This window comes from Streptomyces phytophilus (assembly GCF_013870535.1).
Lineage (GTDB): Bacteria > Actinomycetota > Actinomycetes > Streptomycetales > Streptomycetaceae > Streptomyces > Streptomyces phytophilus.
In genome coordinates this window covers 1-13,900 of sequence record NZ_JACBXC010000057.1, presented here as the reverse complement: position 1 = coordinate 13,900, position 13,900 = coordinate 1, and the positions used below count along the sequence as shown (strand labels likewise).

Below are 13,900 nucleotides of genomic sequence, written 5' to 3'. Positions count from 1 at the left end.
ACACCTACCAGCGGCTCGGCGCCCACTGGGACCTGGACCGGGCTACCCGCCTGGCCCGCGACCACGACCTGGCGCCGCCGTCGCGGAACCGCGGCGGGCGCCCCAGCTACGGCACGGAACTGTCCCCGCGGGAACGCCAGGTCGCCGACCTGGCAGCCAGCGGCATGACCAACAAGGAGATCGGCGAGGCACTGTTCCTCTCCGACCGCACGGTGGAGGGCCACCTGGGCGCGGTACTGCGGAAACTGGGACTGCGCTCCCGCACGGAGCTGGCGCACCGGTTGAACACGGCCCGCTGACGGACCGACAAGGCGGTCACCCGCGGGTGGTTCGGGGTCCGGTGAGGTTTTCCACGGGGGTGCACCCGGGATAAACACGGGGTCTTCCGCATGGTGGGTGGGCCGTCGTGGCGGTGATGCTGGCTCGGTGCTCAATCCGACGCAGCCAGCCAACCCTGACGGCTCCGACCCCGCCGACGAGGCGGACGCCCGTCCGGTGTCACCGTCCATGCGGCCCGAGGGGGCCGTGGCACCGGAGGAACGCCCGGAACCGGACGCGGTCCCGGGCGCGCGACCGGCGGCACCCGGGCCCGGGAGGTCGCCGGAGGAACCGGACGAGGACGGATGGGTTGACGTCTGATCGCGCGTGCCACCTCCCCCCGAAGAAGGCAGGGACACACCATGTCCAGCAGCAGATCTCCCGGTAGTCCCCGGCGTCAGCCGAGACGCCGCCTCCTGATCGGCGTCGCCGTCGCGGCGGTGGTCACCGGGGTGATGACCCCCCTGACCTCGCCGGCCGTCGCCGACGCCGGCGACACGCCCCCGGCCGACACCCAGGGGAACGTCGCCCGGATACCCGGCCTGAGCAGCGGCACCTGGTCGGTCACCCTGATCACCGGCGACACCGTGCACCTGACCCAGGGCGCCGACGGGCTCTCCTCGGTCACCGCGGACCCACAGCCGCGTTCGGACGGCCACATCCCGACGTTCTTCACCGAGTCCGGCCCGGACGGGACGTTCGTCATCCCGGACGACGCCCAACCGGCGGTGGACGCCGGCATCCTCGAGCGGAAGCTGTTCGACGTCGGTCACCTGGCCAAGGCGGGCTTCGCCGACAACAAGGCCAAGCAGCTGCCGGTCATCGTGACCTACGCCGACAACGTCAGGCAGACGTCGGTCGCCCGCACCGCGCAGGCGCTGCCCGCGTCCACCGCTCCGCTGTCGCTGCCCAGCATCAACGGCGCCGCCGTCAAGGTCGACAAGGGCGACGCTGACGACTTCTGGAAGGCCCTGCGCGGGAACCTGCCCGCCTCCCCGACGGCTAAGGCCCCGAAGGCGCTGGCCGGCGGCGTGGCCAAGGTGTGGCTGGACGACAAGGTCGAGGCCGCCCTCGACAAGAGCGTCCCACTGATCGGCGCCCCCGAGGCGTGGAAGAACGGCCTGGACGGCAAGGGCGTCACCGTCGCCGTCCTGGACACCGGCATCGACGCCACCCACCCCGACGTCGCCGGCAAGGTCACCGTCTCCAAGAGCTTCATCGCCGGGCAGGAGGTGGCCGACGGCCACGGCCACGGCACCCACGTCGCCGCCACCATCGCTGGCACCGGCGCCGCCTCCGACGGCTCCCACAAAGGCGTCGCCCCCGGCGCCCAACTCGCCGTCGGCAAGGTCCTGAGCAACGCCGGACAGGGCCCCACCTCAAGCATCATCGCCGGCATGGAGTGGGCCACCCAGGAGGCCGACGCCAAGATCGTGTCGATGAGCCTGGGCGGTAGCCCCACCGACGGCTCCGACGTGCTGTCGCAGGCCGTCAACGAGCTGAGCGCCTCCACCGGCGCCCTGTTCGTGATCGCCGCCGGCAACGAAGGCCCCGGCAAGGAAACCGTCGGCACCCCGGGCGCGGCGGCCTCCGCGTTGACCGTGGCTGCCACCGACAAGTCCGATGGCCTGGCGAACTTCTCCAGCCGTGGCCCCCGCTTCGGTGACCTGGCTCTGAAGCCGGACATCGCCGCGCCGGGCGTGGGCATCGTCGCGGCCAAGGCCGCGGGCACCACCATGGGCACCCCGGTGGACGAGCGCTACACCAGCGCGAACGGCACGTCGATGGCGACGCCGCACGTGGCGGGCGCCGCGGCGATCCTCGCGCAGCAGCACCCGGACTGGTCGTGGTCCCGGCTGAAGACGGCGCTGATGTCGACGTCGAAGGACGCCGGGCACACCGCGTACGAGCAGGGCGCCGGCCGCCTCGACGTGGCCCGCGCCACCTCCCAGAAGGTGACCGCGACCACGGGGAGCGTGGACTTCGGGGTCGTGCCGTTCGACCAGAACGACCCGCGGGACCGGAAGGTCACCTACGCCAACGACGGCGACACCGACGTCACCCTGACCATCGCGGCCTCGCTGCGCGGCCAGGACGGCGCCCTGGACGGGAAGCTGACCACAAGCGCGCAGACTCTCACCGTCCCGGCCCACTCCATCGCCGACCTCACCGTCACCCTGAACCCCGACGGCCTGGTCAAGGGCTCCTACGTCGGCAACGTCGTCGCCACCAGCGACACCGGCACCCACGTCACCACCGCCGTCGGCATGCAACGCGACGCGAAGAAGGTGCCCCTCACCATCCGGACCCTCGACCGCGACGGGCAGCTCGCCGACATGGGCCTGACCACCATGAGCGTGATGGCCGTGGACGTCCCCGGCGTCGCCGGTGTCCCGGGGTCCGGCGCGGTGCTGGTGGGCCCTGGCACCCTCAAGTACATGGTCGAGCCCGGGACGTACAAGGTGCAGGGCTCCGTCTCGGCGAACACCGTGGACGGTGGGCCGGGCTCGCTGACGCACCTGGTCAACCCCGAGGTCGCCGTCCCCGAGGCAGGGGCCGAGGTCACCCTGGACGCGTCCAAGGCTGTACTCCTGGATGTCAAGACCCCCAGCCCGGTCAACAAGGACTGGGCCATGGCGACGCTGGTCACCGTGCGCACCGCGTGGGACGGCCGGGTGCTGACGACGGGGTCCATGGGCCTGTACAACGGTCGGACCTTCGTCACGCCCACCCAGCGGACCACCAAGGGCACGTTCCTCTTCTCGTCCCGGCTCACCTTCACCAACAAGCAGCTCGACCTGGACGTCGCGGCGCCCGAGAGGTCCTCCCTTCACGCCTACCAGTTCGGGTACACCGACGGGGACGCGAAGATCCCGGGCCTGAACCTGACCCCGTTCCCGAAGGGGAAACAACAGCGAGAATTGGCCTTCGTCGGCCTGGGCAGCCCTGAGGAGATCGCCGCCGCCCCGGTCAAGGGCCGGATCGCCCTGCTGATGCAGAGCCCCGACCCCGAGGACGGTCCCTACTGGGGCTGCGTCCTGGACAACAACAAGGTCGACCAACTGAAGGCGGCGGGTGCCGTCGGTATCCTCCTCTTCTCCAACCAGGTGCACCCGGGGTGCTCGGTGCCGACCTTCGACATGTACAGCACCAAACTCGCGCTGCCCGTGGCCCAGGTCGTTCCCGCCGAGGGCAACGCCCTGCGCACGCAGCTCGAGAAGGGGCCGGTCACCGTCGAGGTCACCAGCAACCCGAACATCGACTACACCTACCAGCTCCACCAGTACGAGGAGCAGCAGATCCCGGCTGACCTCACCTACGCGTACACCCCGCGCACCCTGGCCACCGTCAACTCCCGGTACCACGGGAACGGCACGGAGACCGCGGTGGAGGCGTGGCACACCTACAAGCCCATCGAGCGGATGTCCTTCGCGACGGCGCTGAACTTCGCCCGGCCCTCCGCCCGCACCGAGTACTTCGGCGGCCTCGCCTCCGACGTGCTCCGCAAAGCGTGGGTCCAGGGCTCCGACCAGGACAACGTCAAGACCGTCATAGACCGTCCGACTCGCACCACGCGTGACTGGCTCACCACCCCCAGGACGCCCGGCGTGGCGTTGGCGGAGACCGTCCCCGGTGTGGAGCACCCCGATCTCTGCTCGTTCTGCCGAGTGGGTGACGTCTTCGCCCCCGTGTACAACTTCGTCCGGGGAAGCGGTCGTTACTACGACGGCGGCGGGTTCGTGAACACCAACGCCCGGATGTTCAAGAACGGCGAGGAACTCGCGCGCACACCGATCTCGATTCCCGGGGTGCCGGCGTTCACCATGGCCAAGGAGGAGGCCACCTACCGTCTCGAGCAGAGCGGGGCGGGCCTGAGCAACGTGTGGACGTTCCGCTCCAAGGCGGAGGAGAAGGACACCACAGGGCCCGGCCACATCTGCTACCCGGGGATCAGCTCCGGCCCCTGCAGCCCCCAGCCGTTGATCTTCGTCGGCTACGACATGGACCGGAGTCTGGACCTGGACAACACTGTCCGCGCCGGCCACCGGCACACCTTCACCGTCAACGTCAGCCACCCGCCGGCCACGACCGCCATGCCCGCGATCGCCGGCCTGAAGCTCTCCTACAGCACCGACGACGGCGCCACCTGGCGCACCGCCGGCGTCCGTAGGACGAGCACCGGCGTCTACACCGCCGCGTTGGACTACCCGACGCTCGCCCAGACCAAGGGCTCCGTGAGCCTGCGGGCCGAGGCGTGGGACCGGGACGGCAACCGCGTGGTGCAGACCTCGACCAAGGCGGTGACCCTCAGGTAACGACCACGGCGAACCCTCAGGCTGCCGTCCACACCCCGGGTGTGGACGGCAGCCTCACGTTCGGGCGCAACGCGCTCAGCCCCCGGCGGGCGCCGCCACCGGCCGCCGCGATGGGCCTGAGCACCGACGCCCTGAGGGGCGTCTATGGGTAACCCCGAGTTCGTAGTGGGAGACGCCGGGGTAGACCGTCACCCCCGCGTCGATGTCGACTTCGCCCCAGGGGTGGGAAGGGAGGGCGATGTCGACGAAGCTTGCGCCGCAGCCCTCGGAGCAGTCGAAGTGGTCCTGCCACGCAGCCACGTCTGTTTCGGTGGTCGGGTTGCGCATCGTGTGCATGTCGTGACCGTTGCACTCGTCGTTCGGACAGGGCCCGCCGTGCCCGCAGTTAGGGCTGCCGCAGGGGCAAGGGGTCTGATGCAGATTCGGGTGACAGGTTTGACCTGCCCTACCTCTCAGGTTCCAGTTCTGGTGGCTAACTGACAGCCCTTCACGGAAGGCTGGCAGTCATGCCTCGTCCCTGTCCTCCGAAGTTCCGGGCGCGTGCCATCGCGCTGGTGCGCGCTGGCAAGCAGGCCAAACGAACGGCGGTGGAGCTCGGCATCCATCCCGTCACGTTGTCGAAGTGATTGCGGCAAGACGACATCGACAACGGGCGGCGGCCGGGAACGCCGTCGAGCGAGTCTGCTGAGTTGCGAGCCGCTCGCCGGCGGATCCATGAGCTGGAAGGCTTAAGCCAAGGCAACCTTCCCTCATTGAGATGCTTGATGCTGCCTTACTAGCATTCACACGATTTGCACCAAATCACGCAAGTGCTTGAAAACCCAGCAAGATCGAAGAGAATCGGCTGGCCACGCAGTGTGCTCCCCGCGCCCGCGGAGTGGTCCCGCCCCGGAGCCGCCCTTCTAGTAGGGCTTGGTCAGGTTGGTCTGGGGTCGGGGGTGTTGCGGTGACAGGTGGGGCAAGCGCCGGTCCAGACGGCCAGGGGGTCTGCAGTTCGCGGACGACTCGGTAGAGGCTCAGCCTGTTCGGGGAAGGCAAGACCCCGCCCGCCCCCGGACGGCGCTGGCGAGAATCGCGAACGTCCACTCGTGCGGGCGAGCTGTTCGAGGCGACGACCTCAGGCAGGCGAGGCGTCACCCAGGCATTCATGGCACCACGCTCGTGCTCTGCGCCATCGCGTGACTGCGATCGAGGGCCTGCACGTCGAGCATGCCGAACGCGGTCGGCTCTGCCCTAATCAGTTGGTGGGGTGCGGCAGGGCGCCGGACCAGTCGCCTTGCAGCACCAGGCGTAGGTACTGACTGCGAGCGGCCCCAGGCGCAGCGCCGCCCACACCAGCCGCTCGCGCTTGTATCGGCAGATGTGCCGCTCAATCAGGCGCTGTTGCCGCCCAGGTCATTCCCCATGGGTCCCCGCGCCCAGAAGGCCCGCGTCAGAGAGCTGTATACACGCAGGTCAACCCCCGTTGGTCAGCGGATAGAGCAGGCGCCTTCTAAGCACTCGGTTGCCTCCGAGGCAGTCTTCCTCTCATCCAAGGACTCCGCCCACTTCATCAATATTCACACCATATGCCCGTACGATCGTGAACCCCCTCCTTCGTGCGATGCGCGCCAGTGGCTCGGCGGGTCCGGGGTCTTCCCGGGGCTCCTCCGGCGTACGCCGCGGGGCGGATCGTGGGTGTCGGACACCCGGGAAAACGGCGGCCTGGTTGCGATTTCGCCGTGCGACGAACCTGGTGGTCGGGCAGCTGCTGTAGCTGCCGAACTCCCGCCTCGGATCTCCAGCGGCGCTCACGAAACTCGGCTGATCCACGCACGGACCCGCACGGCGGCTGCCCCACGGCGTCCTCGTGGCCGTCGCCGGCCACGGCCGAGGCGGGTTGCCTCTCCCCTCTCCGGCGTACCGAAGGAAGACCTCTGATGAACGTGAACGACACATCCAGCCCAGCGTATGGGCCTTCGCCAGCGGAACGGGCTGGTGTGTCGCATCCGTGTAGTCAGTTGGTGCGGCGCAGGGTGAGGCGGCGGGTGCCGTCTTGCTGGATCTCGTCGGTCGCCACGTCGTAGCCGTGGTCGACCGCGTAGCGCTGGGCGGCGGCGTGGCCGTAGGACTGGCTGAGCCTGGTCAGCCAGGCGGGGCCGTGCCTGTGCAGGTCGTACTCGCTGATGATCGCCTCGTACGAGCCGTCCGGTTGCCGGGCGGAGCCGATGTCGTTGCTCGCGCGGCCGATGTGGGCGCGGCGGATGACCACCTCGGTTTGCTCCGGGCGGGCGTCGCCCTGGTAGCCGTACGGTGTGGCCGGCTCGTCGTGCACCTCGACTTGGTCGCAGCCGACCGTGCGCAGCGCCTCGACGAGTTTTTCGAGCCGGCCCGGCCCCGGTCGACCTTCGAGGGGCCCGTTTGCCGCCCCCTTTCAGAGCTCTGACGTGGGAGGAGTCGACCACGCAGCGCGACCGGTCCACCTTCGCCGCCAGTTCAACTCGGCCAGCAGCACCTCATGCAGCCGCTGCCACACACCCGCCTCGTTCCAGTCCCGCAGCCGACGCCAGCACGTCGTGCCCGAGCCGAAGCCGAGTTCCTGCGGCAGCTACTCCCACTGGATCCCGTATGCAGCACGTATCCCGCACCCACATCCCGGTCCGGCAACGGCTTGCGACCCGGATACCGGAACCTGCACTCACGCTGCGGCAGCAACGACTCAACACGATCCTGGAAGAGGCGGACCGGCTGCGGCAGGAGCACCGCAGCCCGGCAGACGCCGACACGGTGCCTCCGACGGCACGGGGCGGTGACCGGCTCTCTGATCAGTGCCCGGACGGTATCGGACTCCGGGATCACGACGAGTGCGCCGCGCGCCCCTTCGGCGTGGCGGGCGTCGGCAGCGCCGGGGCGCCGGAGTCCCGGAGGGCCTGGCGCAGCGTGCCGAGTACGTCGTCGTTGTCCTGGATCATCCGGTCGATCGACCCGGCCTGGGGCCACTCGTCGATGCGGTCGAGGCCCCAGAACTGTGCGTCGGACAGCGTGCCGTTGCTGGCGCGCATCAGCTGGACATCCAGGTAGGGATAGTCGCGGGCATGGACGTGCAGCCATCCCGCCAGGCGGAGGTACTCGGCGATCTGCCGGTTGATCCGCTCGACGCGACGGGGCGGGCGGGCGAGGCGCGTACCCGGGGGGCCGTCCGTCCGTATCTCGCCCAGCACCCGCCCGGAGCCGCCGTCGTCGCTGGGCGCGGGGACCCGCGCGAGAGCAGCCACGGTGGGGGCGATGTCGATGTTCTCGGCGTACGGGATGCTGCCGCCCTGAGCCACCCCGGGGCCCGCGAAGACGAGGGGGGTACGCCAGGAGTCCTCGGCCTGGACGGGATGCCAGCCGAGCCGCGACTGGCCGTCGGCGAGCAGGACGAGCAGCGTGTCGTCGACCATGCCCAGCCGCTCCAGCCCGTCGAGAAACGTACCGAGCAGCGCGTCGGCCCTGCGCACCACCGCGGGGTACGGAGACCCCCCGGCGTAGATGTCGCGCGCCCAGGGCACGCCGGCCGGGGCGTTGGCGACCTCCTGACTGGCCGCGTTGGTGTCCTGGAGCAGCAGCCGCATGAAGGTGAGCCCGTCGTGCTCGCGCAGCAGGCGCAGACCGAGGCGTACGTTGTCCGCGTCGGTGTCGTCGCCGTTGAGGCGGGTGAAGTCGAAGCCGGGGTTGAGGGAGCGGTACGCCTCGCTGTTGGCGATGTGCGCCGTGAACCCCCCGAAGCCGTGCTGGAGATAACGCTGTTCCTCGGCGGGGCCGACGAACAGCGAGCCCGCGAAGGTGGTCGGGTTCGGGAAAGATGTGGTGGAGAGCGGCAGATAGCCGCTGACGGTGGGGTGCCAGGGCGAGATGAGAAGTGCCTCGTTCACCTGGGTGCCCCGCTCCGCCAGGCGCTGCACGTTCTCCAGGCCGAGGCGCCGGGGTGCCTCGTGATGCAGGCTGTCCATGTGGAACAGCACCACGCGCCGCACGCCGCCGGAGGGCCTTACCGCGGGCGCGCCGGCCCGCGCTTTGGCCACCCCGCCGGCCGCCAGGACGCCCGTACCGCCCGCCGCCCCGGCGCCGGCGAGCTTCAGCACACGCCGACGACTCGGCGCCGAGGAGGCCCGATCACTACGCTCCGCACCCATCACGTCCCTCGCACCTTCCTGACCGCACACGGCACTGTTGCGGCCAGGCTGTCGGACACGGGCGTTTTCTTGCTCATCCAGAGCATAATCAACCGCCATTAATACGCTGTGCCTATCGTGGGCCGGGTGGAACTGAGGCATCTGCGCGCGGCCGTAGCCGTCGCCGATCATCTGCACTTCGGCCGCGCAGCCGCCGAACTGGGCATCGCACAGCCGCCGTTGAGCCAGGCCGTGAAGGCGCTGGAGCGCGAGCTGGGCGTCTCGCTCTTCGACCGGGACACCCGCCACGTACGGCTGACCCCGGCCGGCGAGCTCTTCGTCGCCGACGCACGTGACGCGCTGGCCATGGTGGCGCGGGCGGAGACCCGTGCGCGTTCCGCCGGGCGCGGCGACATCGGCGAACTCTCCGTCGGCATGGTCGGCTCCACCACGCTGCGCCTGCTGCCCGCCCTGCTGAGCGCCTACCGCACCCGCTACCCGGACGTGGTCGTACGCTTCAGCGAGCTGCCCACGGCCACCCAGATCGAGCGGCTGCGCGCACACGCGCTCGACGTCGGCTTCGTCCGCCCGCCGCTCCCCTCGCCCGCCGAAGCAGAACTCGTTCTCCTTCCGGTCGCCCGTGAACCGCTGCTCGTCGTGCTGCCCGCCGGCCACAGGCTGGCCGACCGACAGCGCCTGCATGTCCGCTCGCTGGCCGGCGAGCCCTTCGTACGTTTTCCCCGGCACCTGGGCGCGGGCCTCTACGACCAGATCACCGCCCTCTGCCGACACGCGGGCGGCTTCGAGCCGCGGGTGGCGCAGCAAGCGATACAGATGCAGACGATCGTCGGCCTCGTGTCGGCCGGTTGCGGCATCAGCATCGTCCCGGGCTCGGTCGCAGCCCTGACCGGCCTGGGCGCAGTATTCGCCGAGCTGATGCCCGCCGCGTCACCGGTCGAACTCGCCCTGGCGGTCCCCCGCCACGGCGTCTCACCCGTGGCCGCGAACTTCGTGGCCGTCGCACGCGACGTCACCAACGCCCCGGGACAGCAGTAGGTCCGGCTTCAAAGATCTTCACCTGGTGGATCATGGTGGGGCGATACTTCGTCATGAACTCACCGATCAGGGGTGGGAGTTGCTCGCCCGCTGGTACCGCGGGCTGCGACAGGGCGGGGTACCGGACACCGTGGCGAGCGGCGGCCTGCGGCGTCAAACGTCAAGTTCAACCGTTTTGGGGCGATGGTGCTCTTCTCGCGGCGGATGGTTTGCCCACGTCGTAGCGGGGTGTCCGGTGCTTGTTCGGGGAGCCGGGCGGTCGTCCGGGGTCGGGCCGGTGGAGTCTAGGTGCCCTGGCGGGACAGGGCATGTGCTGGCGGAGGTCCCGAAACGTCCGCCGGACCCGCGCGGGCCGTGAGCCGGTCCGGCGCGGACGGCTTCTCCCACGGGTGCCGTAGGTCCCGGGCCGGCGGGCGGGCGAACCGGAGTTGGGTGTGGGCGGCGATGATCAGCCAGGTCCACCGGTCGGCCGCCTCCGGCTCCGGCAGCCGCGGCTTCAGCCGGCCCAGGGTCTGCTTGAACGGCCGGCAGGTGTGCTCCAGGTCGAAGCGTCGGAGGAACGCCGTCCAGGCCCGGTCGATGTCGGCATCGGCGGCACCCGCCGCCAAGGACCATAACCACACCACTGGTGCCGCCCGCCCCTTCGGCAGGTGCTCGACCTCCAGCCACACCAGGGTGCCCTCAACGGCCCCGGTACTCGTCCGGGCACGCACCAGGTCGTCATCGACGCCGACACCCGCCTGGCCGTCGTAGTCGGTCGGCCGATCGCCGGTAACCGCAACAACTGCAAGGCGTGGGAGGAATCCAGCGCCAAGGCCGCCGGATCTCCCCGGCCGAGGCCCGGCGCTCGGACTGGTCGACCGGCTGAGCACGATCCCGGCCGCCGAGGCCGTACGGTGCGCCGCCGCGATCCAGCCGGGCTCCGGCCGTATCCCGCACCTTGTCAAGTCGGCCGTGTACGCGGGTGAGGACGGGGTCTCCGAGAATGCGCCCGCCCGTGAACGCGGGACGTCCGCGCCGCACGATCCGCCAGCGGATGAAGCCGGGTTGGCCGCATAGCATACATGCTTATAGTAAACAGGTATATGATGTGCCCATGCCTGCACCGACGGATCGACCACCGCCCTCCACGGGCTTCCTTGTCTGGCACCTGTCCCTGCGCTGGCGGACCGCGATCGACCGGACCCTCGCGCCACTGGGACTGACGTCGTCCCAGTACGGCGTGCTGGCCTCGCTCTACGCGTTCTCCGACGGCGGAACCGGCCCCCGGCAACGGGAACTCGCCGACTTCATCGGGCTGGCACCCATGCACGTCTCCAAGCTGGTCCGGGCACTGGAGCGGGCGGGACTGGTCGAACGCACCGACCACCCGGACGACACCCGGGCGGTCCAGCTCACCGTGACCGGCCGCGGCGCCGAGGTGGTCACCGCCGCCAGAGCGCTGGTCCTCGACCTAGAGGACCGGCGCCTGGCCCCCCTCGGCGGACGCAACAGCGAGCAGAGCACGGCGTTCACCGACATGTTGCTGACGCTGCTCGACCACGCCGACACCCTCAACGACCCAGGCACCCCCCACCGATCGGAACCACCCGCCGCGCACACGCGGCCCGCAGACGACGAGGAGAACCGATGAGCCCGCGAGTCCCCCCACCAACCAGCCTGTCAACCGGCAGCAAACTGACGGTGGCCGCACTTCTGGTCGCCGCCGTCAGCTTCGCCGTCCAGATGGCCGCCGGAGTGACGGACACCCCGACCATCCCGCCCGGCCTCGTCGCCCTCCTGGCAGCGGCCGCACTCGTCGCGTTCCTGCCCGGCCGCAGCACACCGGTCGCAGGCCCCGTCGCCGGGCTGTTCAACCTGGTCGCCTTCACGGTGGTCAGCGCAGCGGACAGGCTCCTTGACCCCGACCCCGCCAGCGGCTTCATCGCCACATGGTTCATGCTCGCTGCACTCGTCACCGCCACCGTCTCCGGCACGTTCACCACCCTCCACAACTACCGGACACGGCCCAGCGCCACCCGCTGAACAAGCCGCGTACGCCGCGGAATCCTTCCGCGGATTGCCGTCCGTGATTCGCGGGCGGCCACGGCGCGATGGCAGGGCACACGCCATGGCGAAGAAGGGCCCGGAGGCCCGGGAACCGGCTACGGCAGTACGCCGAGGCGCTGCTGACGGCCAAGTACGGGGAGGCCGCGGCTGGATCGAGCAGGTGCGCGTAATGCGCACCGTGCGGGCTGCCGTCGACAAGCAACGATTCGATGATGCCGAGCAGGCGAAGGCGCCGGCCGCCGACATCCTGGCCGCGCTCACCCAGCTCGACGAGGCTGGCGCAGCCCTCGTCGAGCCGCCGCGGCGCCTCCTGGAGAGACGTCGACGACCACCTCGGGCTCACCTCGCGCACCAGCGCCCAGTCCCGGTTCGTACGCCTGGAGCGCGACGCCGCCAGCCTGCACCGCGACCGCTACCCGGACGGCTGCGCGCCGACCGGGCCCGCGACCGCACCGGAAACGCCTGGTGCCGGGCCGACGAACGGCAGCCGCGCGAGGCCCTCGGCGACCTGTCGACGTTCAACGACACCTGGCCCGACCTCGCCCGCGCCGCCACCAGCGACACGCTCAGCGCGTGGGTACGCGACCTCGACGGACCGGCCCTCGCCGCCCGGCTGCCCATCCTGCGCCTGGTGCCGTCCCAACCCGTCCCAGACGGCGCAGTGGCCTCCCACCCGGAGCCCGCCGACGCCCTGCGCCGCTCCGCCCTCGCGCCGCTGGACGAACACCTCGACGCCCGCCTCAGCGTGGATCTGCCGGAGCCCCGCACCACCGAGCAGGCCAGTTCGGTCCGTTAGCGCCAACAAAGTCAACCGGCATCCAGTGCTGTGACCGGGATGGTCCACCGTGATCGGAAAGCGGCTCGCGGGACGAGCGCAAGCGCAATGGCTGGTATTACTGGGGCATGCAGGAAGAAACGGCTCGCTCCGCGATCGACACGTTCATCTCCGCGTTTAACACCTCGGACGACAGCTATGTGACTGCCCTGCTCTCCCAGGCCCTGACCTCAGACGTGGTCTTCTGGGGGCCGTTGGGTCGCAGCGAAGGAATCGCGGCGGTCGAGCGGTTCGTGCTGGACATCCGACGCCACCCGGCGGGGACCGGCACGATGGTGCGCTGCTCAGCGGTTGACATGCCTGACGAGTGGGCCCGGTACCAGTGGGTCTTCACCACCCCGGATGGAGGCCCCCGCCTGGCGGGAACGGACGTCGTCCATCTGCGGCGGAGCCTCATCGATCAGGTCATCGTCTTTGCGGGGGAGATCGAGCCTTCCGCCTCCTGAGCCGTCCTTCTGTCCCTGTCGGCACTCCGGGGCTGCGGTTCCCGGTCGGTCAGGCTGCGGTGTGGGGAGCGCCCCAGCGGATGCCCTTCTCGCTGCGGATGCGGGCGCGTTCCTTGCGTTGGGCGGTAAATACGTCGGATGGCGGGCGTTGGCGTTGCGCCAGCGCAGGTAGGCGTGCAGTGCCCGGGTCTGCACGGTGTGGTTGGGGTGGTTGGAGTTGGCGATGGTGAACTGCCTGAGCGGTCCGAAAAATGCGTCTCGCGAGCGGCGGGCCTGGGCAAGGAGGCCCCTTCCCAAGCGGTGAGGAGACGTTCCGCGTGCGGAAGCAGTGGCTGTGCCGCGCCGACGTACAACTCGATGAGTTCCACCATGGGCGAGCCCTCCAGCCGGCCCTGCCAGGCAGGGAGCAACTCGGCTTGCACCACTTCGACCACCGCTGCCAGCGCGGCGAAGCTCTCCGTGCGCAAGCGGTCCCACTCATCCGCGCCCCGCGGGAAGTCCGGCGCTGTCCTCGGCGCCTCCTCCAGGACCTCGAAGAAGGCCCTCGCGAGTTCGATCTCCTTGCCGGCGCGATGAACACGAGCGCAGTGCCTTCGCCCAGGACCAGTGTGCCGGGGTCGCCGTTCCACCGGTCGTGGAAGACGTGAACGGGGTAGCGGTCGAAGTCGACGCGGAACATCGCAGCGAGCGCGACGCCCTCCAGGCCGGCCTCCTCGGTCAGCTCGCGGACGCCGGTGGCCAGGGGGT

9 protein-coding genes and 5 pseudogenes are annotated in these 13,900 nt (G+C 70.2%); 9 read left to right on the top strand and 5 right to left on the bottom strand.

The window, feature by feature from the left end:
* From H5J30_RS06045 to H5J30_RS35950, 3 genes and pseudogenes are all read left to right on the top strand, one after another.
* The coding region (locus H5J30_RS06045) for a response regulator transcription factor (RefSeq protein ID WP_181786119.1) at positions 1-299 on the top strand (299 nt) is incomplete at its 5' end.
* 381 nt (positions 300-680) lie between these two features.
* Positions 681-4,634, top strand: coding sequence for a S8 family serine peptidase (locus tag H5J30_RS06040; RefSeq protein WP_181786118.1), 3,954 nt, complete (start codon positions 681-683; stop codon positions 4,632-4,634).
* Between the two features lie 506 nt (positions 4,635-5,140).
* Positions 5,141-5,359, top strand: a pseudogene (locus H5J30_RS35950) (transposase); the annotation flags it as partial.
* A 1,271-nt stretch (positions 5,360-6,630) separates the two neighbouring features.
* On the opposite strand, the gene H5J30_RS06035 reads toward H5J30_RS35950, so the two are convergent.
* The 3 genes and pseudogenes from H5J30_RS06035 to H5J30_RS06025 form a co-directional block, all read right to left on the bottom strand.
* Positions 6,631-6,948 (bottom strand): DUF1257 domain-containing protein, encoded by a 318-nt coding sequence (locus H5J30_RS06035; protein WP_220188582.1) that lies wholly within the window; start codon positions 6,946-6,948, stop codon positions 6,631-6,633.
* Between the two features lie 41 nt (positions 6,949-6,989).
* Positions 6,990-7,343 (bottom strand): annotated as a pseudogene (locus H5J30_RS06030) (transposase); the annotation flags it as partial.
* A 125-nt stretch (positions 7,344-7,468) separates the two neighbouring features.
* Complete coding sequence (locus tag H5J30_RS06025; RefSeq protein WP_181786117.1) at positions 7,469-8,737, bottom strand: sulfatase-like hydrolase/transferase; 1,269 nt, start codon at positions 8,735-8,737, stop codon at positions 7,469-7,471.
* A 177-nt stretch (positions 8,738-8,914) separates the two neighbouring features.
* Here H5J30_RS06025 and H5J30_RS06020 point away from each other — a divergent pair, with 177 nt between their 5' ends.
* Positions 8,915-9,823, top strand: coding sequence for a LysR family transcriptional regulator (locus tag H5J30_RS06020; RefSeq protein ID WP_181786116.1), 909 nt, complete (start codon positions 8,915-8,917; stop codon positions 9,821-9,823).
* Between the two features lie 166 nt (positions 9,824-9,989).
* On the opposite strand, the pseudogene H5J30_RS06015 reads toward H5J30_RS06020, so the two are convergent.
* Positions 9,990-10,509 (bottom strand): annotated as a pseudogene (locus tag H5J30_RS06015) (NF041680 family putative transposase); the annotation flags it as partial.
* 24 nt (positions 10,510-10,533) lie between these two features.
* Between H5J30_RS06015 and H5J30_RS06010 the strand changes: the two are divergent.
* The 5 genes and pseudogenes from H5J30_RS06010 to H5J30_RS05990 all read left to right on the top strand — a co-directional run.
* Positions 10,534-10,644, top strand: a pseudogene (locus H5J30_RS06010) (IS5/IS1182 family transposase); the annotation flags it as partial.
* A gap of 275 nt (positions 10,645-10,919) precedes the next feature.
* Positions 10,920-11,456, top strand: coding sequence for a MarR family winged helix-turn-helix transcriptional regulator (locus H5J30_RS06005; protein WP_181786115.1), 537 nt, complete (start codon positions 10,920-10,922; stop codon positions 11,454-11,456).
* Positions 11,453-11,848, top strand: a complete 396-nt coding sequence (locus tag H5J30_RS06000; RefSeq protein ID WP_181786114.1) for a hypothetical protein — start codon at positions 11,453-11,455, stop codon at positions 11,846-11,848. The genes H5J30_RS06005 and H5J30_RS06000 overlap by 4 nt, the downstream gene beginning before the upstream one ends.
* Positions 11,849-12,041: 193 nt before the next feature.
* A complete protein-coding gene (locus H5J30_RS05995) occupies positions 12,042-12,668 on the top strand; it encodes a hypothetical protein (RefSeq protein ID WP_181786113.1) in 627 nt (208 codons plus the stop codon).
* Positions 12,669-12,775: 107 nt separating this feature from the next.
* Positions 12,776-13,153: a nuclear transport factor 2 family protein gene (locus tag H5J30_RS05990; protein ID WP_181786112.1), complete on the top strand. Its 378-nt coding sequence runs from the start codon at positions 12,776-12,778 to the stop codon at positions 13,151-13,153.
* Between the two features lie 49 nt (positions 13,154-13,202).
* Here the strand turns inward: H5J30_RS05990 and H5J30_RS36465 are convergent.
* Positions 13,203-13,411: pseudogene (locus H5J30_RS36465) on the bottom strand (IS630 family transposase); the annotation flags it as partial.
* Positions 13,412-13,900: the final 489 nt, after the last annotated feature.

What these genes read in the sequence shown, in the direction of transcription:
- H5J30_RS06040 (WP_181786118.1), top strand. Translation starts at nt 681, where the DNA reads ATGTCCAGCAGCAGATCTCCCGGTAGTCCCCGGCGTCAGCCGAGACGC.
- H5J30_RS06005 (WP_181786115.1), top strand. Translation starts at nt 10,920, where the DNA reads ATGCCTGCACCGACGGATCGACCACCGCCCTCCACGGGCTTCCTTGTC.
- H5J30_RS06000 (WP_181786114.1), top strand. Translation starts at nt 11,453, where the DNA reads ATGAGCCCGCGAGTCCCCCCACCAACCAGCCTGTCAACCGGCAGCAAA.
- H5J30_RS05995 (WP_181786113.1), top strand. Translation starts at nt 12,042, where the DNA reads ATGCGCACCGTGCGGGCTGCCGTCGACAAGCAACGATTCGATGATGCC.
- H5J30_RS05990 (WP_181786112.1), top strand. Translation starts at nt 12,776, where the DNA reads ATGCAGGAAGAAACGGCTCGCTCCGCGATCGACACGTTCATCTCCGCG.